17 protein-coding genes are annotated in these 22,818 nt (G+C 47.1%); 3 read left to right on the forward strand and 14 right to left on the reverse strand.

The features are described 5' to 3' along the window. Nucleotides 1-26: 26 nt before the first annotated feature. On the forward strand, nucleotides 27-506 hold the full coding sequence (locus tag ACYVGR_RS24830; protein WP_460961833.1) for a Uma2 family endonuclease: 480 nt from the start codon (nucleotides 27-29) through the stop codon (nucleotides 504-506). An 18-nt stretch (nucleotides 507-524) separates the two neighbouring features. Here the strand turns inward: ACYVGR_RS24830 and ACYVGR_RS24835 are convergent, their stop codons facing one another. After that, nucleotides 525-2,951 (reverse strand): ABC transporter permease, encoded by a 2,427-nt coding sequence (locus ACYVGR_RS24835; RefSeq protein ID WP_460961835.1) that lies wholly within the window; start codon nucleotides 2,949-2,951, stop codon nucleotides 525-527. A gap of 203 nt (nucleotides 2,952-3,154) precedes the next feature. Further along, nucleotides 3,155-3,871, reverse strand: a complete 717-nt coding sequence (locus ACYVGR_RS24840; protein WP_460961837.1) for a DUF5020 family protein — start codon at nucleotides 3,869-3,871, stop codon at nucleotides 3,155-3,157. A gap of 225 nt (nucleotides 3,872-4,096) precedes the next feature. Here ACYVGR_RS24840 and ACYVGR_RS24845 point away from each other — a divergent pair, with 225 nt between their 5' ends. Continuing rightward, nucleotides 4,097-5,269, forward strand: a complete 1,173-nt coding sequence (locus tag ACYVGR_RS24845; RefSeq protein WP_460961839.1) for a hypothetical protein — start codon at nucleotides 4,097-4,099, stop codon at nucleotides 5,267-5,269. 86 nt (nucleotides 5,270-5,355) lie between these two features. Here ACYVGR_RS24845 and ACYVGR_RS24850 read toward each other — a convergent pair whose 3' ends face one another. From ACYVGR_RS24850 to ACYVGR_RS24905, 12 genes are all read right to left on the reverse strand, one after another. Continuing rightward, nucleotides 5,356-6,258, reverse strand: coding sequence for a helix-turn-helix domain-containing protein (locus ACYVGR_RS24850; protein ID WP_460961841.1), 903 nt, complete (start codon nucleotides 6,256-6,258; stop codon nucleotides 5,356-5,358). A 219-nt stretch (nucleotides 6,259-6,477) separates the two neighbouring features. Next, on the reverse strand, nucleotides 6,478-7,275 hold the full coding sequence (locus ACYVGR_RS24855) for an SDR family NAD(P)-dependent oxidoreductase (protein ID WP_460961843.1): 798 nt from the start codon (nucleotides 7,273-7,275) through the stop codon (nucleotides 6,478-6,480). A 96-nt stretch (nucleotides 7,276-7,371) separates the two neighbouring features. Beyond that, entirely contained in the window at nucleotides 7,372-9,996 is a 2,625-nt protein-coding gene (gene ppsA, locus ACYVGR_RS24860; protein ID WP_460961845.1) for a phosphoenolpyruvate synthase, read from the reverse strand. A 2-nt stretch (nucleotides 9,997-9,998) separates the two neighbouring features. Further along, nucleotides 9,999-10,445, reverse strand: coding sequence for a MarR family winged helix-turn-helix transcriptional regulator (locus tag ACYVGR_RS24865; protein WP_460961847.1), 447 nt, complete (start codon nucleotides 10,443-10,445; stop codon nucleotides 9,999-10,001). 104 nt (nucleotides 10,446-10,549) lie between these two features. Further along, entirely contained in the window at nucleotides 10,550-11,131 is a 582-nt protein-coding gene (locus ACYVGR_RS24870; RefSeq protein WP_460961849.1) for a dihydrofolate reductase family protein, read from the reverse strand. 265 nt (nucleotides 11,132-11,396) lie between these two features. Next, nucleotides 11,397-12,305: a helix-turn-helix domain-containing protein gene (locus tag ACYVGR_RS24875; RefSeq protein WP_460961851.1), complete on the reverse strand. Its 909-nt coding sequence runs from the start codon at nucleotides 12,303-12,305 to the stop codon at nucleotides 11,397-11,399. Nucleotides 12,306-12,319: 14 nt separating this feature from the next. Continuing rightward, the gene (locus tag ACYVGR_RS24880; protein ID WP_460961853.1) at nucleotides 12,320-12,664 is read right to left on the reverse strand and encodes a hypothetical protein; all 345 of its coding nucleotides are present in this window, start codon (nucleotides 12,662-12,664) and stop codon (nucleotides 12,320-12,322) included. A 20-nt stretch (nucleotides 12,665-12,684) separates the two neighbouring features. Beyond that, nucleotides 12,685-13,131 (reverse strand): DUF2147 domain-containing protein, encoded by a 447-nt coding sequence (locus tag ACYVGR_RS24885; RefSeq protein ID WP_460961855.1) that lies wholly within the window; start codon nucleotides 13,129-13,131, stop codon nucleotides 12,685-12,687. Nucleotide 13,132: 1 nt separating this feature from the next. Next, on the reverse strand, nucleotides 13,133-13,921 hold the full coding sequence (locus ACYVGR_RS24890; RefSeq protein ID WP_460961857.1) for an SDR family oxidoreductase: 789 nt from the start codon (nucleotides 13,919-13,921) through the stop codon (nucleotides 13,133-13,135). Nucleotides 13,922-14,215: 294 nt separating this feature from the next. After that, nucleotides 14,216-15,214 carry a hypothetical protein gene (locus ACYVGR_RS24895; RefSeq protein WP_460961859.1) on the reverse strand — a complete coding sequence of 333 codons (999 nt, stop codon included), beginning with the start codon at nucleotides 15,212-15,214 and terminating at the stop codon, nucleotides 14,216-14,218. A 48-nt stretch (nucleotides 15,215-15,262) separates the two neighbouring features. Beyond that, on the reverse strand, nucleotides 15,263-16,504 hold the full coding sequence (locus ACYVGR_RS24900) for an MFS transporter (protein WP_460961861.1): 1,242 nt from the start codon (nucleotides 16,502-16,504) through the stop codon (nucleotides 15,263-15,265). A gap of 491 nt (nucleotides 16,505-16,995) precedes the next feature. After that, nucleotides 16,996-18,255: an arsenic transporter gene (locus ACYVGR_RS24905; protein WP_460961863.1), complete on the reverse strand. Its 1,260-nt coding sequence runs from the start codon at nucleotides 18,253-18,255 to the stop codon at nucleotides 16,996-16,998. A 574-nt stretch (nucleotides 18,256-18,829) separates the two neighbouring features. Here ACYVGR_RS24905 and ACYVGR_RS24910 point away from each other — a divergent pair. Then, a complete protein-coding gene (locus ACYVGR_RS24910) occupies nucleotides 18,830-22,813 on the forward strand; it encodes a hybrid sensor histidine kinase/response regulator transcription factor (protein ID WP_460961865.1) in 3,984 nt (1,327 codons plus the stop codon). The last annotated feature ends 5 nt before the right edge of the window (nucleotides 22,814-22,818 follow it).

Consider the following 22,818-nt stretch of genomic DNA (forward strand, 5'->3'; position numbering starts at 1 on the left):
ATCACTTGGAGAAAATCTCGTTACGCATGGAAGCAGTCATTGAACAGGTATCTGATTACGAGCGCGAACGTGGAAAGCCTATGCCTACCCTGAATCACGCTTACCTACAAAAAAATCTGCTTGTCAGCTTAGATTACCGCTACCGTAAAACATACACTATCCTGTCTGAACTCAATATCACGATGCCCGAGCGGCCAGATACGGTTCCAGACATTGCTATTTATCCTAAGCTGCAAATTGATTTTCTGCATGATGTAACATCTATGACTGCCATGCCGCTGACGGTGGTTGAAATCGTGTCTCCTTCCCAATCCGATGCTGAAATTCTAACTAAGTTCGAACGGTATTTTAACGCAGGGATTCAGTCATGCTGGTTGGTAATGCCCAGTCTTCAGGCCATCGCCGTATATTCAGCTATTGGTAAATACCAGTTTTTTACGGATACAACTACGCTTATCGACTCGGCTACGGGCATCGAATTGGTATTGAGCGAGATCTTTGCCTAAGCATCTTCTCTACACTCATTACTCACTCCGCAAACTCTTAACGGGATTCACCCTAGCCGCCCGGATGGCCTGAATACTGACAACCAGACCCGTTAATAGCGCCAGAATAAACGCCACCAGCACAAAAGACGCCCACGATAAATTGGTTCGATACGCAAAATGCGTTAGCCAGTCGTTGAGCAGATAATAAGCGAGTGGCCAGGCGATGGCGTTGGCAATCAGCAGGATCAGTACAAATTCCTTCATAAACAGATTGACAATGCTGATTGTCGAAGACCCCAGCACTTTGCGGATGCCGATCTCTTTGGTACGTCGGGTTACGTTCAGTGAAACCAGGCCCAGCACGCCCAAAAGCACGATAATCAGCGCCAGCGTAGTCGCTAGTCGGGAGGCTTTCTGGAGTTGCTGTTCGGTTTGGTAAAGTTTCTGAAGCGTATCGTCCATGAATGAATACTCAAACGGGGCCTCGGGAAATAAGCGCGTCCATTCGTGGTTAATTGCTGCTATCGTTTCCTGCAAATGCTCGGCGCTGCCAGGCGCAAGTTTAACCGAGAAATAGCGATAAATAAGATTCGCCCGGACATGGATAAAAATGAGGGGGCTGATGGGTTGGTGCAGCGATCCAAAATGAAAATCCTTGAGAATGCCATCAATACGAAGCGGAACGTTACCCCCCGGAAACCGCACAAGCTGACCAATGGCTTTGGCTGGATTAGTCCAACCCAGTGCCTTAGCCGCCGATTCGTTCAACACAACCCGCGTGGAATCATAACTACCACCATTCGCATGGAAAAACTGGCCCTCCCGTAATTGAAGTCCATAGGTTTTCGCAAAGTGTTCATCGGCGGTAAGTACTTCCATGGTAACGGCATCCGTAGTATCATGTCCGTGCCGGAATACCTGCCCACTGCCACTGCTTTTGCCATCGGGAATAACAAACGAAAAACTCACGTCGCTCACGCCGGGAATACGTGCAAGCTGATTCCGAACGCCTTCCATGCGTTGCACGCCATCTTTCGACCAATCGCGGGGAACGGAGGCCACTGTCATGATCTGGTCTTTCTGATAGCCCAGGTCTTTAGTGAAAAAATAAGCTACCTGCCGACTGATGACCATTGCCCCTACAAACACGAAAATGGCAACTGTAAACTGAAACACAATCAACGTCCGACGCAGGCCAATTCCTTTCTGCACCGATGCCGTTAATTTCCCTTTGAGCGATTCGACAGAAGGCATGCTCGACAGAACGAAAGCCGGATAACCACCCGCCAGAAAAGCAATCAGTACTACGCCACCGACCAACCCCGCAAACGCAACCGGCGACCATGTAATTAACGACGGAACCGGACGATCCAGCAAGTCGGCGAAGGTAGATCGGAACAGTTCGTGGCATCCCAGCGCCAGTAGTGTGGCAACAGTTGTGAGTAAAAGAGCCTCGGCCATAAACTGGCCGATCAGTTGTTTTTTCAGGCCACCTAATGCTTTCCGAACACCAATTTCCCGTAGTCGTGTAGCCGATATGCCAATCGTGATATTGACGAAGTTGACCACGGCCATGAGCAAAATAAACACCCCAATCAGGATCAGTGTAAGGATCATTTTTTCGACCAGCCCATTGTTACCTTTCAGATAAAATGTAGCCAATGGGCTAAGCGAAATCCGTAGATTTTCCTTGAAAACCGGTGGGGCATACGTTGCCAGCAATCTGGCTATCGGTTGGGTGAGTTGATCGGCAGTGACGCCGGGTTGTAACTCCAGATAGGTGGGAATATACTGGTTCTGCCAAAAACGCATACTGGCTTCGAGGGTGAAATAGCCAATGTTGCGCATCGGAATAAAGACTTGATTCTGTATAGGGACCAAATCTGTAACGCTGTTCTTAGGCAGGTTCTGCAATACGCCTGTGACCGTAAATACCTGTTTGCCGCCAGCGGGTGTCTGTACCGTTAGCTGTTGCCGAAGCGCATCCGGTTTACCGAAAAATTTCTGAGCCAGGGTTGCTGTAATGACAATAGAGTTTGGCTCACTGAGCGCTGTTTGAGGATCACCGTAGGCCATTGGAAACCCAAACATGGGTAACAGCGTCGAATCGCCCACCTGAATACTTTCGCGGAAGTGCTTCTGACCGTTCGAGATAATAGCGGTGATACCATAGAACCGATAGTAGTTGGCGACCAGATTTGGGTACAACTGCTTGAGTGTCGGCCCGATGGGTGCCAGCGTTGTAATGTCCATACCCATTGTGGCTTCTTTCCACTGGCTTCGTACCAGATAGTGCTGACTGGCATTCCGCAGGGTTTTATTGACGGCCAGTTCGCCCTGAATATAATTGCTGATGAGCAGCAAAAACGTAATGCCCACTGTCAGGCCAAGCAGTGTCACGAGTGCATAGAATCGACGCCGAAGGAGGTTTCGAAACGCAATTTTGAGGTAATTCTGGAGCATAACGTGACGGATTTATCGGTGGTGAATTTGCCGCCACGAAGGTATTTACGGTTCTGATTTGCAGTCCGTTAAAAAATGTTAAGGTTTTTGCGTAGAGACGCATCTTTGCGTCTCCTCTCGCGTCAGCCATTAGTGCCCATTTACAGAAAAGCATCTGGACGAAAAGCCGTCTGGTCAGGGAGACGCAAAGATGCGTCTCTACGTTAAAACTGATTCTTCAACGCCAATGTAGGGTACACCTGAATCTGGTTGGCATTCGTTAGCGTGTGGTAAAACAGATTGATCCGCGAACCGACCGAAATGGATTTGGTAAGCTTAACCCAGCACTGAGGATCACCGAAAAAGGCAACTTTTTTGCCGCTCTGGTCTTTCGTAAAATCATTACCCTGATTCCGATTTTCACTCCAGGCAACCAGACTGCCAGCTATCATAACCCGGTAGTTGAAAAAGCCTCTCCCGAAGTAGAAGGTGAACTGCGGATCGTGGCTTGGCTTCGGAAAGAAACTCGTCCGGCAAACCAGACTTGTTGTAAACCAGGCGCCTTTCCACCGAAAGGGGTAGGCCGCTCCAATGCCGAACGTGTTCGTGATGTAAAAGCCATACGACGGCGGAGCAACACCCAGACCACCACTGTACGTCAGCGCCAGTTCTACTTTTGGTTTCCAGTAGCGGATATTCTTGGAGACTTGCATGAAAACCTGTCCGACATTGTTATTTTCGCCGGATAAGTCGGTTTGCATCTTGAACAGGAAAGACCCCGTCGAATCGTTTCCCTTAAAGTATTCGAAGGTGATCGACGCAAAATTGGTTCGGTTCAATTCGGGGTCGAGCGAATGCCGGAAATCGTAGTGAAACTGGAGTTGCTGTGCCTGACCAGCCAGTGTTAGAGCGCAAAAAATAAAAAACAGAACGGTTTTCATGGACGACGAATTTTTTGGTAAATCTTCGTCAGGAGCAGAAAAACGAACGGAATTCAGGCGGAAACGTCACGGAATTGTGAATACCGTAGGTTGTGTACTGGCGCGAGTATTTACTCGTGTCTCTTAATTTAGTCAGCATTCGCTGACGCGAGTCAATAAACGGGCAGTGAATACTGGCTAGATTAAAAGGCACGAGTAAATACTCGCGCCAGATACCATAACCATATGGATGAATTTGACCGGAGGGCGTTTGCCGATTTAGTCAATGCGGTAGTCATGAAGTGCTTTGGCCATCCATTGAATAGTCCCCTTTCTGAGCCAGAAAGCAAACACCTAAGCACCGAAATAGAAGAAAATACCGGACTGGTGATCGGTTGGCGGAGCGTGAAAAACTATGCCGCTTTCGTACTTAACCCCTCGCCAGATAAGCAGGAAAATCCGTCGATGGCTACGCTCGATACGCTGGCGCGTTACGTGCTCAATGCACCAGTCACTACAGAAGCCGAGCGAAAAAAGCTGGAAGAGCATTTTCCGTACTGGTTCCGTTATCGGGAACAGGTGATTATGCGGCCCAGGCCTGAAGTAGCCATCAATGTTCCCCAAAAGAAACATTGGCTCGCTGTCGTTGCGGGCAGTTTTTTAGTGGTAGTAATTGGTGGGTTTCTGTTTTTTCGGCAATCATCCGTTAAGCAGATTCAGGATGATTTTCAGGTGACAGATGATGTCTCTCTATCTAAAAACGGTTGGTTTCTTCAGGGTAAAAACGATCAGTACTGGAATCGGCGGACAGAACAACCGGGGCGTCTGACGTTATTCACACTCAAGGGGGATAACTGGCCCAAAACGGGCGAAACGCCCCGCGTGCAAAATCTGCTATTGCGTGAAATTCAGACGGATTGTTTCCGAACGGAGGTTCACTTTTCGGATTTCGTACCCAGTGGAAACTGGCAACAGGCGGGACTTTTGTTGCTGGAAGACACGTTGTTTACAGGGAAAAGTATTCGGCTATCGCTCTCTTACAACGATTATTTTGGCGGCTACAACAAACCCGGCGAAATTCTTATTCAAGCCATTGCTTCTTACGGAAAAGGCGATAAAAATCTGGAAGAGTTCGTTCATCAGCCCTTGTTTCCACTAGCCAACGCCAATGATCGACGTATCGCTGCCACCAACCTGAAAAACCTTGCGTTTCGAATCGAAAAGCAGGCTGAGAAATTCCGACTATTATATTCGGTTAGCCCTGTCGATAATTTCTCGTTTAAGGAAATAACCACCTATCAATTCGGAATGGCTCCAAAATACATCGGCTTATTTGCCCTGAAAGGCTTTGTCGATTCTACAGCCGCGATGCCCGTATCTGTCCGGTATTTTCGGCTGGATGGGCAGCAGTGTGAATAGAACGCTGATTTTTATGATTTTCTCTGATAATTCATGATTAGATCATAACCTTATTATGGACATCATAAAAATCAGCGTTCTATACATCAGTTAAACGACTGCCGATATGCCAGCGGGGAGGTATTCGTTTTGTTCTTGAAAAGTTTGTTGAACGATTGAGGATAATCGAAACCCAAAGCGTAGGCGATTTCGCTGACCGATAACGTAGTTGTGGCCAGTTGTTCTTTGGCCTTTTCAATCAACTTGTCGTGGATGTGTTGCTGGATACTTCGGCCAGTGAGTTGCCGAAGCAGATCGCTTAAATACTTGGGGGATAGGTTAAGTTGGGCAGCTATAAACGTGGCGGTTGGTAAGCCTTTTTCGGCTCCTCCGTGCGCTTCCAGATAATCGGTCAATAGTTTGTCTACTTTGCTCAACAGGGTTTGATTCGTGGGTTTGCGCGTGATGAACTGCCGGTTGTAATAGCGATTACAAAGGGTAAGCAACAGATCGATATTGGCGACCAGCACATCCTGACTAAACGTGTCGATGGGCAACTGATATTCTTTTTCGAGTTGACGAAAAATGCCATCGATGGAGGCTTCTTCATCTTCACTCAGAATCAGGGCTTCGTTTACAGCATAATCAAAGAAGCCATACGCCTTTATTTTTTGATTGATAGGATACGTTTGCAGAAAATCGGGATGGATAACCAGCAACCAACCCGATGGTGGCAATACATCACCGGGTTCCAATATCGTCACTTGCTTTGGCGAAAAGAAGGACATCACCCCTTCGTCGAAATCATAGTGGGTTTGCCCATATTTCAATTTACAGGGGCAGTCCTTTTTGAGCGTAATCTGGTAGCAATCGGAGAGGAGTTTCACCCGGTTTTCGCTTTCAATTTTCGGGAAATCATCAAACCGAAGCACGCTGAACAGCGGATGTTTGGGCTTCCCAATCCCAATCAACTGATGCTGTTGGGCTACGGATTGAAGGTGGATTTCCATATGGGTAAGTTGATCAGTAATGGATAATGAACAATGGAAAATGACTTAATGATGCCGTTAGGTATCAAATGTTTGTAGCACATAGAAGAGTACGTCTGGGCCGCATGCCGAAGGTATGCAACGTCATATTGGCAATCTTAGTAGCATACCTTCGGCATGCCTCTACTAATCAATGATTTATTCTATAAACATTCGACCCTTGCTGGGTCAGATTACCCATTATTCATTTTTAAGCCTGCTCCGATACGATTTTGCTATATAACTAGCTGAAAACGAATTGGGTGCCAACGCTGCCATTTTCGCCATAAACTTATTAGTTGCGCCGGATACAACCATCCGTTTTCCGGCATCTATGCCTTTCAGGGCTTCATGAGCTACCTGATCCGGTGTTTGTAAGGGTGCGCCATCGGTCAGGGCTTTGCCGGTGGCGTTGGCGATACCTGCTGCATCCATAAAGTTGGTTTTGGTCAGGCCGGGGCAAAGCAATATCACCCGTACATTGTAGGGCTTACACTCTTCATAAATAGCTTCGGTAAATGAACGGACAAATACTTTGGTCGCGGCATAAACCGCCATGTACGGAGAAGGTATAAATGCGGCCATTGAGGCTACATTGATGATCGTGCCGCTTTTTCGGGCATACATGGTTGGTAGAAAATAATGCGTCAGTGCCACTAGCGAACCCATATTGAGTTGCATCATAGCGAGTTCGCCTTGTAAGGGCAACTCAACAAACTCGCCACCAGAGCCGATTCCGGCATTGTTGATGAGCCAGTCGACGGTAAGGCCCCGTTTCGTTGTTTCCGCGAAAATCGCTGCCGCAGCGTCGGGTTTCATTAAATCGGCGGCAATGTACTGGGCTTGTATGCCAAATTTCTGGGTCAGCTCAGTGCATAAGTTGGCTAGCTTATCCGCACTCCGGGCGATGAGCAATAGGTTTTGTTTTCGTTCGGCCAGTTTGTGGGCAAGGGCTTCGCCAATGCCGCCCGATGCTCCGGTGATAAGGGTTACGTTCATAGTTTACGCTGGTTACGTTTCTAACACAAAGGTCAGCACCCGTAACGAGTGGAACGTATCCAAATGGCGGAAGGCTGTGTTCAAATGGCGGGCCATTCACAAAATCTCCACATACCCCTCCGTTCCATTCACGCGAATGCGTTGACCATCTTTGATTAGCTTGGTCGCATTTTCTACGCTGACAACGGCGGGTAGGCCATATTCACGGGCGATGACGGCGCCGTGGGTCATCAGTCCGCCCACTTCGGTGACCAGGCCTTTGATGGAGACAAATAAGGGTGTCCAGCTAGGGTCGGTGAAGGTGGTCACTACTATATCACCGTCTTCCAGATTGGCGGCCTCCATGGTTAAGATGACACGGGCTCGTCCCTCAATGACGCCAGAAGACACAGCCAGACCGGCAATCGCGTTGGCGGGTAGATTTTCCCGTTTGTAGGCCCCTGAGAGGACTTCCCCGTCTGACGTAACCACGCGGGGAGGAGTTAGTTTTTCGTAGGATTTGAACTCGTCTTTTCGCTGCCTAATGAGTTGATAATCCAGTTGATGCGTGCGTACTACGTCGCGAAGTTCCTCAAGCGTAAGGTAGTAGATATCGTCTGGCGACTGAATCACATGGGCTTGTACAAGCTGTTCGGCTTCTTTCAGTAACGCCTGTTTATAGATGAAATAGCGATTCACCATGGCGTATTTCGGGTATTCGCGATAACCGGCAAAATTCCGAATCAGGTCGATCTTTCGTTTGGTTTCTTCAGCTTTTTGTTTGCCATCCGGTAATTGGGCCAATCGCGCAAGCAATTCCTGTTCTTTTTTTAACGCTTCCTGTCGCCCCTGCTCAAATTTTTGAGTAGCGGCATTCGGTGCGAAGTTTTTGATGTTGCTAAGAATCAGTGGGATAAGTGTCGTTGGTTTTTCGCTCCAACGAGTTTTCGTAATGTCGATTTCTCCGGCGCAACGCATGCCGTATTTGGCTAGAAAAGCGTCGATAGCATCTCGGGCCTGCTGCCCGCCCTGAATCGTAACCAGGTCATCCAATGCGTTATCCTCTTTTGCAGTCTGTAAATGAGCAATGACAGCCGGGTAAGGACGAATCACATCGGCGACATCCAGGAGCGCGAGGCCCATCTCCGACGTAATGTTGTTTGGGACGGATTGAGAAAGCGTATCGGCTGCATTTTTTTCGCCCAACCATTCCTCCATGTGGTCATTGATCCAGGATGCGGCATTCATGGCCGTCATAATCACACCAAAGCTCTGGGAATCAGCTAAACTCTGTCTTAACTGATCTTTATCATCCAGAATAAAATCAATTACATCCGGTCCTGATTTTGTCTGAATGGCCCGTTTTAACTCGGCTATCGAGGCTTGACTCTGTGTAATCAGCTCAGAAACAATGGCCGGATCATATTCTTTTAGGGTTTTAAAATCGGCCGACGACTTATCAGTATTGGGTTTACCAGCACTCTGTTTCGGCTGATCGGGTGGTAAGGAAGGAAACATATCTCCCCGCTCCAAAAGGGTCATGAGGGCGTCTTTTACGAGCGGATCGGATTTGCCCAGGACATTGAACAAAATTTCCCGACCCTCAGCGGACGTTACCATTTGCGTGACATCAACAAACAAGCGTCCGCCAGCTACATACATAGGGCGGGCCGCCGTCAACTGCCATAACGACAAACCCAATGGTTTCATGGCGTCGGTCATCATTTGCTGATGACCGACCGATACATAGACATGCGGTTCGGAGTCATTTGCTTGAGGGATCGGGAATAGCGTAGTGATGGGTCGACTCTGGACAATATAAAACGTGTTATCGGCCAGACACCATTCAATGTCCTGGGGGCTGCCGAAATGAGCTTCAATTGTTCTGCTCATAGCGGCAAGATGTATAATCTGCTCATCTGTCAGTGCCTGCGTATTCTGCTGTTCAGATGGAAGCGTCTGTTGGGTTGTGCCACCCTCGTTTAACGCATAAATAGCCAGTTTCTTGGTGGCTATTCGCTTATCGATAACCTGGCCGTTGCGCACTTTATAGGTATCCGCATTTACCAGACCGGAGACTAATGCTTCGCCAAGCCCGAAACTGGCATCAATGGATAACACGTTCCGGTTAGACGTGACAGGGTCGGCTGTAAATAGAATACCTGCCACTTGTGGGGAAACCATTTTCTGCACCACTACCGCCAACTGGACTTTACGATGATCGAAGTTGTTTTGAAGACGGTAAATGATCGCCCGCTCGGTAAACAACGATGCCCAGCACTTGCTGATGTGCGCCAGAATTGCCTCTTTCCCGATAATGTTCAGGTATGTATCCTGTTGGCCTGCAAACGAGGCTGTTGGTAAATCTTCTGCTGTTGCGCTGGATCGTACCGCGTAGGCATTTTCTTCACCAAGGCTGGCGAGGTGACTAGTGATTTCGTCAGTAATATCCTGAGGAATGGCGATCCCTTCGATAATCCTACGAATCTCACCACTCAATTCTGCGATTTTATCCCGGTCTTCTATTGTCAGTAGCGACAACTGATCCAGTAATTCGTTAATCGACAACGTTTCTCCGACAACCCGTTTAAATGCTTCGGTAGAAATACAAAAACCATCCGGTACGTGGATTCCTTCAATCCTGGAAAGCTCCCCCAGATTCGCGCCTTTTCCGCCGACCAGGGTAAGCTTTGTTTTATCAATGTGCTGAAAGTCAAGTAGGTAAGGGCTCGTGGTTTTCATGTCTATTTTTCGTTGAGTGTAGTTGTGGTTGCGGTCATGATGTCGATGGCCTTTGACAAGTAGGTGGCGATGACGTTGATTTCCTCATCAGAGAATGAAGCAAGTAGCTCTGCTGATTTGCTCCGGAATTCCTTGTAAAGCGGTGCGATAAGCGTCATTATGTTCTCCGTGTTGGGCACGATGATCACCTTCCGTCGGTCGTCTTCCGCAAATAGTCGTTGAACGAGGCCTTTCTTCTCAAACCGGTCGATCAAACCCGTAACGGCACCTGTTGTCAGGCCGGTTAAACTGGATAGTTCGCCCGCTGTCATCTGCCCCTTTTGCAGGAGAAATCCCAAATACTTATGGTCAGTCCCTGGAAGCCCTGCTTTTCGGGCAACAGCTTCGTGCATCTGAATAGAGGTGTATGCATAGTGTTGGCTGAGCCTTCTTACCGCGTCATGATCCATAACTATCTTTGTTGCTAAATATCTTAGTGGCAAAGATAATATTGGCTACATAATCTATCCAAATCGTTCTGGAAAAAAATAAACACAGGAATGGTCAAAGAGTGCTATTGGGTTAATTCGTAACGTAGCTCTACCATGCCGCTTTTGTAGGCTGTCACGTCTTTAAGATGCAAGGGTTGTTCCTGAGGCATCTGCTCGAAAAAACGGATTCCGTCGCCTAGCGTAATGGGCAAAATGGATAGCCTTAGTTCGTCCGCTAGTTTTAACCGGATAAACGCTGTAGCAAGCGCGGGACCGCCTACCACCCAGACAGTCTTGTAATTTGGTTTCAGACGTTGATTCACCAGGTTGTGCAGATCGCCCGAATACGTTTCAACGGTTGGTCTGTCGATTGGTAGGTTTCGCTGCGTGACGACAATGGTTGGTACGTCGCCGTAGGCCCACCCGTATGTTTTTGACAGTTCCAGCGCGTGCTCGTAGGTGCGCGACCCCATGACATAGCAGTCGATTGTTTTAAGAAATTCCTGAGTAGCCTGTTCGGTCAGTTCTACGCCTTTTTCGTAGTAATCAGGCGTCTCGAACCAGGAAACGCTGTTGTCTTTTTTCGCCACAAATCCGTCGAGGCTTGATACCATGTGTATCGTAATCGTACATGGGGCTGGCGTATCGGGGTTGTTGTCTGACATTGGCTACAACGGTTTTAGGATTGGTTGACTAATGCTCAAAGCCCCACATCGTCTGTTTTTCGATAAAGGCAGATTCCCAAAACTCAAAGACATCGCTGTCATTCGCCATACTCGTATATCAACCAAACTTCCTATTAACATTGCCGCTGACGGCTACAGAGATAGGACACATCTTAAAGCTGTTTAGTAATTAGAAAGCTACACCAATCTAAACAGTAATAAACAGAACCTGTGTACTGCATTCAAGTAAACCCTTTAAGATTATTCAGTTAAACGAAGCTCTAAACTCCAGCGGACTCTGGTTGGTCTTGGCTTTGAATAATTTATTGAATGACTGCGAATGCTCGAAACCTAATTCAAACGCAATCTCGCTGACAGACAATTCCGTGGTTGACAGGCGCTCTTTGGCTTTTTGGATCAGTTTTTCGTGGATGAGTTGCTGCGTAGTTTGTCCAGTGAGTTGCTTGAGTAAACTGCTCAAATATTTGGTAGAAACATTCAGCGTTTTGGCAATCTGCTGAACCGTGGGAAGTCCGTTGGAAATCAAGTCCTCCCCATTGAAGTAATTCGTCAGCATATCGTCTAACCGTTCTAATAGCTTACTGTTGGTTATTTTTCGGGTGATAAACTGGCGCTCGTAAAACCGCTGTGCATAGGTGAAAAGCACCTCCAGATGAGCAACGATTACGTCCTGACTGAATTTATCGATATTGGCATTGTACTCATGTTTGATGGTATCGATAATGCCGTTGATGAGGGTTTCTTCCTTGTCGGACAGAAACAGAGCCTCGTGGGCAGAATAGCCAAAGTATTCGTACTGTTTTATTTTTCTGGACAGGGACGTATTCCACAAAAAGTCGGGGTGAATAAACAGCATCCAGCCTTCGAGCTGATGCGGCACACCCCCTTCCTCACCCCGTAGAATCTGGCCGGGAGCCATGAACGCCATCAAACCCTCATCAAAATCGTATTTCTGCTGCCCATACAGCAGTTTATCGCAACCTCGTTTCAGCGAAACCACATACAGATCAAAAATAACGGCATTGACAGCTGGGGCCGCTTTAAGGTCTTTCAGATCGATCATACCGATCAAAGGATGATGGGGTTGGGGGAGGCCCATCAACCGATGTATTTGGGTTATGGATTCTATTCGGTACGGTTTCGGCGTTGCCATGGTACAAAGCGGTTTCAAAATTTAAACGGATACTTTAACCAAATCAAAACCAGCGGCATGGCGAGAAACGGAATTTCCATCAACGCCATTGTTGTATTGCCCGCTCGCAGCGACAAAGCCATAATCAGGACAATGGTTACTGCATTTAGTAGATTACTGATAAAAAAGGTTTGCGGAAAAAGCAACATCAATCCGATAACGATGGATAATATGCCGAAAAACGGCATAATGGCTTTACTGATGCCTAAATCAGCCATCATTTTGGTTTGTTCTGCGTTGGCAGGCTGGAAGGCATCCCAACCGTGTTTGATGCTCAGGAATGCTGAAACTAAAATAAGTAGTATGCTTATGATTTTCATCGGTTAACTGGTTTTACGGTTTATTGAACTCGTTTGAATTTCATCGTCTGCCCCAAGAGGGAAATTCCTACATAGCCGCGAAATTCCAATTGATTGACGCTTTTTAATTTTGCCTTTAGACTGTACGTTCTCCCATCATCCGGGTTGTACAATTTTCCGCCCGTGTATTCACCATCGTCATACGAAAGATTGGTAACGTTAACGATGTTTTGTCTGGATCGGCTACGTAGTTTTGGGTCCGGATTATTAACGTCTTTTTTAGCCGTTTTTCCATCTGCTTCGAACATGGTTGAAGCCCACACCAATTTCCCGAAGTAGTTATTTTCTGATTTGAAAATTTCAAACTTAAGCCCTACATCCGATCCATAGCTGAGCCATATACCGGTTATCGAATCGGTAGGTACACTTTGCGCAAAGGTTGTACCAGTAATGAACAGTATTAATACGATAAGCAGTGATTTTTTCATTTTATACATGTTCTTGCTGACCATACATAAATGAAGCTCCCATTTTACCTGATTGCGAAATGATAAATTTGGGCGCCACTCGGCTCAAAATCCGCATTAATTTGGCAAGACCAGGATAAATCTCCTCTTTATCAGTTTGCATTCCTTTGATAGCTGCATCGACTATCTTTTCAGGAGCCATCAAAGCACTCTCACTAAAGCCGTCTTCGTTTCGAAATTTGTCGTTCAGGGCGGTGGAAGAACCGGGAGCAACAAGCTCAATCACGCTGATGTTGGTGTTTTTTAGTTGTACCCGTAACGCTTGTGTATAAGAGCGAAGCCCCGATTTGCTTGCACTGTAAATGGGTGATATAGGAAACGCCATAAGCGCAATACCTGATGTAACATTGAGGATAGCAGCCGTTTTTTTTGTTTTGAGATGCGGCAGAAACTGTTGTACCATCCTGATAGGACCGATCAAATTAATGTCTATCTCACGGGTAATATCGAACAAGTCGTGTTTTTGATGGAGACTAATCTTCCGCATCTCTCCCGCATTGTTGATAAGGATATTCAGGTCAGGAAATTCCCGTATGACCCTGTCGTATAAACTGACAATATCGTCGGCCTTACTTACATCACTCTGTATAGTATGCACAGCCGGTAGTTTACGTTTTACTTCCTGAAGTTTTTCCGCATTTCTACCGGTGATAATCACGGTGTTCCCTAGAGCACTAAGCCTGGAAGCGAATTCATAGCCGAAACCACCTGTTCCGCCCGTAATAAGAATAGTGTTATTTTCTAGTTTCATTGTTTCTGTATTCTGACGCTGCAAATTTCAATAGCAGCCCGAAAACAGATGTAGTCGAAAGTCGCAATGTTGTAGTTGAAAGGGAAGGTACCTGTTAGCGAGTGGTCAGTTGGCTCGCTGCAAAATCCCAAACGGCGTTTACTCCTAAAAACTAGTACTTGGCCAATTTAGATTCTTTTGATTCTAATTGATAGATTAGGTATTGATTATCAGTAAAATACCGCCAATAGAATCGACAGAATCGACAGAATCGACAGAATCTACTTTGGCAAAGTACTAGCTGTAGTTAGGCTACTACTTTTTGGGTGGGCGGACAATCTCGTTGAGCAGAATAGTCAGGTCATTGTTCATCAACTGAAGCTCAGTGGCCAATTGCCCCAGCATTGTCGAGCGGACAGTTAAGTCTTCGGCCGTGTAGAGATCACTATCCCCAAAATAATCAACCTCTTTACGACTGGACTTCCGGGTTCGCTTGGCATCTGCGTTGAGCGAGACCAGAATGTCCCATCGGCTCCGTAGCCCATTAATCACTGAGGGCGTACCCGCCGATTTAGGCTTGTTGAGGTAATACCAGACCAATGGCGGAAAAACGGTCGACGTAGTTGGGGGCATCCAGATATCCCGTAGTGGATTGCGCAGGTGACGATAGTCGGCTTTGGGTGGTTTTTGTAACAACGATGTGATGCCTAAACTGGCTTCGGCCAGCCCACCACCAATGCCAGTCCACTCGCCAGCATCATCGTGATCGCCCAGTTTAAGAAACCCAACCATCAGGGCGGTTAATGCACCAGTGGTAATGGCGCTAATGGTCATTCGCTTTTCCCGACTGTTCTCCTGACGGGTTAATAATGTAGCCGTCAAGGCAGCCCGTTTACTATCACAGTCGACCAGGGCCACTGCCGTAGCAATATCGAAGCTGGCCAGTTGAAGCTGGTCGGTTATTTTCTGCCGAATTGCCAGGTATTCGTTTGAGGCTGGCTGATCGGGATTTTGCTGCTGCTCCAGCCGCGTGATACGTATCAGCAATGGGGTGAGCCCTACAGCCTGCGCCATTCGAAGGCCGCGCTCACCGTAGCGATGCCGAAGCAGCGAATCGTCCGGTGAACCTATTTGTAGATCAATGGGGTGAAAGACGTAGCCCGATGTACCGCTGGAATCGATGACACAATTATCACTAGCCACTTTTGCTAAGGTAGACGCTGTTTGTCGGGAAGTCAGACAGCCGGTAAGCGTAGCCGCAAAAAGTAAACTTATCAGGCAACAGACTAGAGGATAACGTCGATGATTTTTCATGTAGTCAGTTCAGTTGTAGAAAGAAGATTACCTGTTGCCAGATAGAATTTAGGTTTTCTGTGAACTCGTTTCCGGAACAAAAAACCATAAGACGCCCAGGGCGACAACAGCCAGCGCGGCTAGGGTTAGGAAAGCAAAGTGGTAGCTCGTACGTTGTAGCAAGGCCCCGGCAAATGCATTGCTAAGCGAAGCCCCCAAGCCAACCGCCGTGGCGATGGCCCCTTGTGTGGTGTTGAACAGTCCAGAGCCACGCGTCAGATCCGAAACAATCAGGATAGACAAAACGCCAAAAATCCCTGCACCAACGCCGTCCAGAATCTGAATGGCAACCAGTAATATTGGATCACTGGTCAGCGTGTAGAGTAGTCCCCGAATGGGTAATACAGCAAAGCCAATAAGCAGCAAACGCTTACGTCCCTGTGGTGCCAGTTTTCCGGTTAGATAACTAACGGGAATCATGACGAGCTGCGCCACAATGATACAGGCCGACATGTAGGCCGACGATGCGCCCGCATTGATTCCCTGAGCCAGTCGCTGACCAAGCAGAGGCAGCATTGCAGCATTGGCAAAATGGAAAAGTACACAGGCCAGGGCAAAAAACAGGATGGACCGATTGCCGAGCACAGCCCGCCAGCCGGAAGGTTTATCGTCATTAGCCTGCTCCTCTTCCTCTGTGCAACCTCGGGCCAGTTGATGATCAATGTCTTTTTCCTGAATGCGCCAGACTGAAAGACTACTCAGAATAGACATGGCGGCCAACAGCAGGAAAATTCCCTTTGTACTGACATAATAACCCAGCAATCCGGCCAGCAGGGCTGCAAATACGTTACCGGCATGATTGAACGTTTCGTTACGACCAACGCGTCTATCCAGGGCTTTAGGCCCAACCAATCCAAGCGTAATGGCGGCTACTGCCGGAGCAAACCAGGCGGCTGCTACGCCCATAATAGCTTGTCCGCCCATGATCACCGGGTAGGTTGGCACAGTAATCGTGATGATAGCGGCCAGGGCAATCAGAAGTGAGGCAATAATTGAGTAAAGGCGCTTCTGTCGGGTTTGGTCGACCAGTGCGCCCGCCGGTGTCTGAGCAACTACAGTAGCAATTCCCATTACCGACATGGCAATACCGATGTCCTGAGCCTGCCAATGTAGCGTCGTCAATAAATAAATAGCCAGATAGGGACCAAGCCCATCCCGAACATCGGCTAAAAAGAAATTGGCGGTGTCCAGTGCCCGCAGGCTGGTTTTGCTGGGTTGCCGGGTAGTTGGTTCAGACGATACGTTAACCATTTTTTAATGGGGCACTTGCGTTGAGTAAAATGAATGGTGAGATTCCTCATTCCGATTGCGTAAATTTCGTACCAGGCTAGGCGGATGGCTTTAATTATAGACCATCTCCTGAAAATCAAGAGATAGCTTTATGCACATTTCGGCAATTACTCAACAATACTGTAGAGAAAAATACCTAACTATGTTTCCTGTTATGCCCACGTTTCTGCGAGTTATTCTGGCATGATGCGTGTGCCATCATAATCGTGAGCATACAATCAAAAGATCACGTAGCCTAAAGAGAAGACGATTGGCCATTTGCAGAGGTCGGAGTAGTTTCTACTTTGGTCTGATTGTGAAACATGTTCTTTGCCAAAGGGGGCATATAAGAGCTGATGGCTGCGTATCATAATTGTGACTTGATTATTTACGAAGCAAACCTATAGCCGCTGTCTAAAGACAGTATGAGAAACGAATTAATTTATCTTAAGCTGGAGCTTAAGATAATTAGGTCAAACGTATCGGTAATAAAGCCAGATCGCGCCCAGCGTACAAAGTAATGGTATCGTCATTACCAGGGCACCCAGTTTGAGAAATTCCCATGCGCTGACCGACTGGCCTTCCCGGCGCAGCGCAACCAGCCATAATATCGTAGCCAGCGAACCTGTAACCGACAGATTAGGCCCCAAATCAACACCGATCAGGATTGCGCTTTTAATCACTTCGGGAACCTGACCAGCCTGCACGACTGTGCCTGCAATTAATCCGGCAGGTAGGTTATTAACCAGGTTACAGGCAATTGCTACGCCGATGCCACTCAGCCAGGTTGTTTCCGTTACGGACTGGGCTGTATTAGTCCGTAACAGCGTAGTTAGCTCCTCAATAACACCAGTCTTAGCCAGGGCTTCCACCAGTACAAACAGCCCCGCTACCAGCGGCAGCACCGCCCAGGACACGTCTTTGATGACCACCCAGGGATTTTTTCTGGCCCTGATTAGTACCAGCGCGGAGGTGAGACAACCGGTTATAGCCGTGGGTAGACCCAGCGGTTCATCAAGCGCCGATGCCCCCAGCAGAATAAGCGCGGTTATGGTAAGACCGATGATGGCTAAACGCCCACCCGGCGACAGGATCGGAATGAAGATATCCTGCGCAATAGACTCTCGTAACTCATCGCGCTGAGTGAAGCGCAGGATTACGTAGGTAGTGGCAACTGATACAACAGAGGGCAATGTATAGTGGCCTAACCAGACTACTAAAGGAGGCATGTGCGTACCGTAAATAACCAGATTGGCCGGGTTAGAGATCGGCAATACAAACGAAGCGGCATTGGCAATGAAGGCACAGATAAACAAATAGGGCAGTGGATTCTTAACCTTCGCCGTTTTAACGGCGGCTGCTACGGCTGGGGTAAGCACAACGGCTGTAGCATCATTGGACAAAAAAGCCGTAACCACGACACCTACCAGATAAATCAGCCCAAACAGCCGGATGGCCGATCCATTAGCCTGCCTGGTTGCATGGGCTGCCAGCCAATCGAAAAGCCCTTCTTCCCGGGCCGTTTCGGCCAGCAGCATCATGCCGATCAGGAATAGGTACACATCCGTTCCTTTGGCAATACCCGACAGACCTTCAGCAGGGGTAATCAGGCCAAGAATAAGCATGAGGGTGGCCCCGGTAACCGCCCAGATAAATTCAGGTATTTTTAAAGGGCGAATGATGATTCCACCAATCGACAAAATGGTAATTATCCAGATAATACTATGAGGCATATGAATGGTAAGTAATCAAATGATGCAGGTCACTTCAGGCATGGCCGTGTAGAGCAGATTAACCAACGGAACTAGTAATGGTTTCACACACGCTTAAGAACAAAGCTGTAATCCTCCATAATCTTGAAAAGGGCTCCCTACAAAACATCGCCCAGAATACCCTAAACTCCCAAACGTAGTTCTTCAACCAAATTAATTTATAAAATGTAACATGGGCAATTAAACATGTAACATGCTTTTTGTGTGTTTTGGATTATGTCAATATACTTTTGTCCTCAATTGTTATTCTATGATCCTTCTTATCGTGAATGTTTCTACCGATGACAAAATGTTACAGAAAATCTTTGGCAAGCGAAAGTAAGATGAGTTGATCTTTGGAGTGTTTTAAGCTTAAACTGAGCTTATCCGGGAGGATGCAATAGTAACTTTACTAAAGCTATCGTAGGCGCTAAGACCTTAAGTCGATGCAGATGTTTTGGTGGCAAAATAAAAAGTATAATACATGCCTCTCAGAATCGTAGTTTATATTTTTTGGCTGTGGTGTCCATTAACCGCACTAGCCCAATCCGGTAAGATGTTTACATTCGAAAACGGTCTATCTGGTAGTGTGGTGAATGATATCCACCAGGATCGAAGTGGCTTCTTATGGATTGCAACCGATGACGGCTTAAACCGATTTGACGGAATCACCTTCACGGTTTACAGGCACGATAAAAAAAATGACACAGGGATTTCAACGAACCAGCTTCAGACCTTGTCTGAGGATAAGACTGGCAGAATGTATGTAGGTTCGCTCAAGGGCTTGCAGTATTACGATCCGGCCACTGATTCCTTCCATAAAATACCCCTTAAACTAGATGATGGAACTAGTGTAAGTGCACGTGTAATGAGTATCTGTGAACGACAAAATGGGGATATTCTGGTTGGTACTTCTGGACGTGGTCTCTTCATCCTTACGAAGAAGGAAGGTCAGCTTCTTGGGCAAAAAATGCACATGAATGTTCCTAGTGATCTGATTGTCAGGGTTTTTGAAGATACGGATCGGAACGTATGGGTATCTACGGAAGACAAAGGATTATATCGATTTGATGGCCGCTCCATCAAGTCCTTTTTTGTATCCAAAGGGGTACAAAATAATGTCATAAACAGTATCTGTCAGGACCGATATGGGCGCTTGTTTGTTGGCAATATGAGCAGTGGCCTGTATCAGTATGACCCTGCCAGTCAGACCTTTATGGCTATCCCGTATAATGGTCGTACGGATTTGCCCATCGGTGACTTACTCGTCAATCGGAACAACCAGATCCTGATGGGCACGACTGGGAAAGGGGTGAAGTATGTTGATCCAACTACCAGTAAAATTCTGGATTTGACTACGAATGTGACCAGCTTCGATTTCTCCAAATCCAAGGTGAATGCCATTCTGGAAGACAAGGCAGGAAACATTTGGATTGGTATTTTTCAGAAGGGGCTATTGCTGTTGCCGGGAAACCCCAACCGGTTCGGATATATAGGCTACAAATCGGTTAGTAGCAACTCCATCGGTTCAAGCACGGTCATGGCTTTGTTTGAGGATACGCAAAAAACGATTTGGGTAGGTACCGACAATGATGGCTTATATGCGCTTTCGCCTGGCTCTAACACCAGCGTCCACTACCAACCCGATACGGAGGGTGGGCCTGTGCCGTCCAATATTATGGCCATTTACGAGGATTCAAGGAAAAATCTCTGGCTTGGTTCCTATTTAAGTGGTCTTGTTCAATTCGACAGGAAAACAGGAAAAAGCTACTCCATCCCTAGTCTTCTTGATAAACATGGCGATAACGTTCAGCGGGTTTTTAGTATTAAAGAGGATTCCCGGCAAAGATTGTGGGTGGCTACAATGGGTTCTGGCTTGTTCTGTATGGACCTGCGCTCTGGAAACGTCAAAAACTTTGACGCGCCACCTCGTAAACCGGACCGGTCTACCGATAATCAAATTCCGAATAACTGGATCAATTGCCTGCTCGTCTCCAAAGACAATAAGTTGTTTATTGGGACATTCGACGGCCTGGCCTGTCTGGATCTGGATACGGAAAATTTTGTCTCCACCTTTGATCGTAATAGCCTCCTGCCGGGTGTCGTAATCTATTCCCTCTTTGACGATAACAAGGGCAGTTTGTGGGTAGGGACATCCCAGGGGTTGAAAAAACTCAATCGTTCAACTAGGGAGATTACCTCATTTGATATAGACAATGGCTTACCCAGCAGCCTGATCTCCGCCATTCGGGGGGATAATAATGGGCATTTATGGCTAAGCACCAACCGAGGGTTGTCGAGAATGGATTTGGAAACCAATACGTTTGTCAATTTCTATTCGGCTGATGGACTACAGGGCAATCAATTTAGCCAGGGCGCATCCATAGAGGCAGATAATCGGGAGCTTTATTTCGGTGGGGTCAATGGAATTACCCATTTTAAACCCGATGAGATTCGTGTTGCGGCCAAACGGCTAGCGGTACAGATTGTTGACCTCTATATTCACGATAAACCAGTACGTAAAGGGACAACATCAGGTGGGTATCAGGTCGTTGACACGACGCTCAATAGTGCGCGTGAATTTCACCTGTCCCATCAGGATAACTCTTTCACACTGGAGTTTTCAACGATGGATTTCATTGATGCCGAACGGGTTTCCTACTTGTATTCCATCAACAACAATAGCTGGATAGCGTTGCGTCCGGGGGGCAATCGGTTGAGCTTCGATAACCTGGCTCCGGGTACCTACGTGTTCCGGTTAAAGGCCAAAGCTAGTAAAGCTATTTCGGATGAGCATCAGGTAACGATCGTTATTCACCCCGCCTGGTATGCATCGATCTGGGCGAAGGTTGTCTATGGCCTACTGATCCTGATCGTTTCAGTATTAGTGTATCGGATGATCCGCAACCGGCGACGGATTCATGAAGAAAGATTGGCTCACCAGCGACTGGAAGAAATTAATGAAGCCAAGCTCCAGTTTTTTATCAACATCGCTCATGAGATTCGAACTCCTTTGACGCTGGTTGTCAGCCCACTGCAAAAGCTACTTAGCCAGGACCAGGATCGGGAGCGGAGGCACTTGTATGACATTATGGGTCGGAACACAAAACGTTTACTGGATCTAGTGAACCAGTTGATGGACATCCGTAAGATTGAAAAGGGGCAGATGGCCTTACAGTTGGAACGTGTCGATATGGTTCACTTCACGAGCGAGATCTGTCAGTTATTCGAAGAGCAAATCCAGACCAAACAGATAGAGTTCGTCACAGATTTCCCGGCAGATCAGGTTCTGGCCTGTATTGATCCCCTGAACTTTGATAAGGTGCTCATCAATATTCTATCGAATGCCTTCAAATTTACGCCTGTTGGAGGCACAATTCGGGTAGCCCTGACCCTAAAGCCAAACCGAAATGGTCAGGATTTGATAATGGCCATCGAAGACTCAGGCCAATGCATTAATGAGGCCGAGACGGAACGGATATTTGATTGCTTCTACCAATCAGCCGATCACCGCGATTATAACCAACATGGCACAGGCATTGGCCTTCATCTGGTAAAACAACTGGTACAACTGCATGGCGCGACTATTCAGGTCGAAAATAAAAAGCCTACTGGCTGCTGTTTTTCTATAGTTCTACCCGTTGAGGAGGTTGTTGCTGTCGAAGCCCCAGGTATGGCAGCCTTGGAAGGCATTCAACTCCTACCTGAACCCAAAATGGAAGTGCCATCGGAGGCCAGGCTGAAAGGGAAATTGAAGCGTGTGGTCATTGCCGACGATGATAGTGAGGTATGTAATTACCTAATTGACGAATTATCTGGTGAGTATACCGTATTCTCCTATGCCAATGGTGAAGAGGCCTATAAGGGAATATTGAAAGAAAAACCAGACCTGGTTGTCAGTGATGTTATGATGCCCGTGATGGATGGCATGACGCTTTGCCGTAAGATGAGAGCTAATCCCTTGATCAATCATATACCCATTGTGCTATTAACGGCCAAAACTGAGGAATCGACTAATGTTCAGGGGCTTGAGTTAGGCGCAGATGCCTACATTACCAAACCGTTCAACATGGACATCTTACTGAAAACGATTAATGGACTGATCAGAAACAGACAGATTCTAAAGAACAACGAACAGGAACAACACTATCAGGAAGAGTTTATTTCAAAGATCAGTATAAAGGCCTCCGAGGAAAAATTGCTGGAAAAAGTCCATCTGATCATCAATCAGAATCTGGCCAATCCTGAGCTGAGTGTTGAAATGATTGCCGGTGAAATAGGCATCAGTCGGGTGCATCTGCATCGTAAACTGAAAGAACTAACCAATTTAACGACCAGAGATCTCATACGAACGATTCGGCTAAAACAGGCTGCGGAACTACTTCATGTTAAAGGGCTAAGTGTTTCAGAAGTTTCTTTCGCTGTTGGCTATTCGAACGTAAACAATTTTTCTGTCGCGTTTAAAGAGCAATACGGCGTAGCGCCAACCGGATACGCAGCGCAACGTGATACCTATAAAAGAACTAAGGTTATCAGTTGATGTAT

This window comes from Spirosoma litoris (assembly GCF_054776755.1).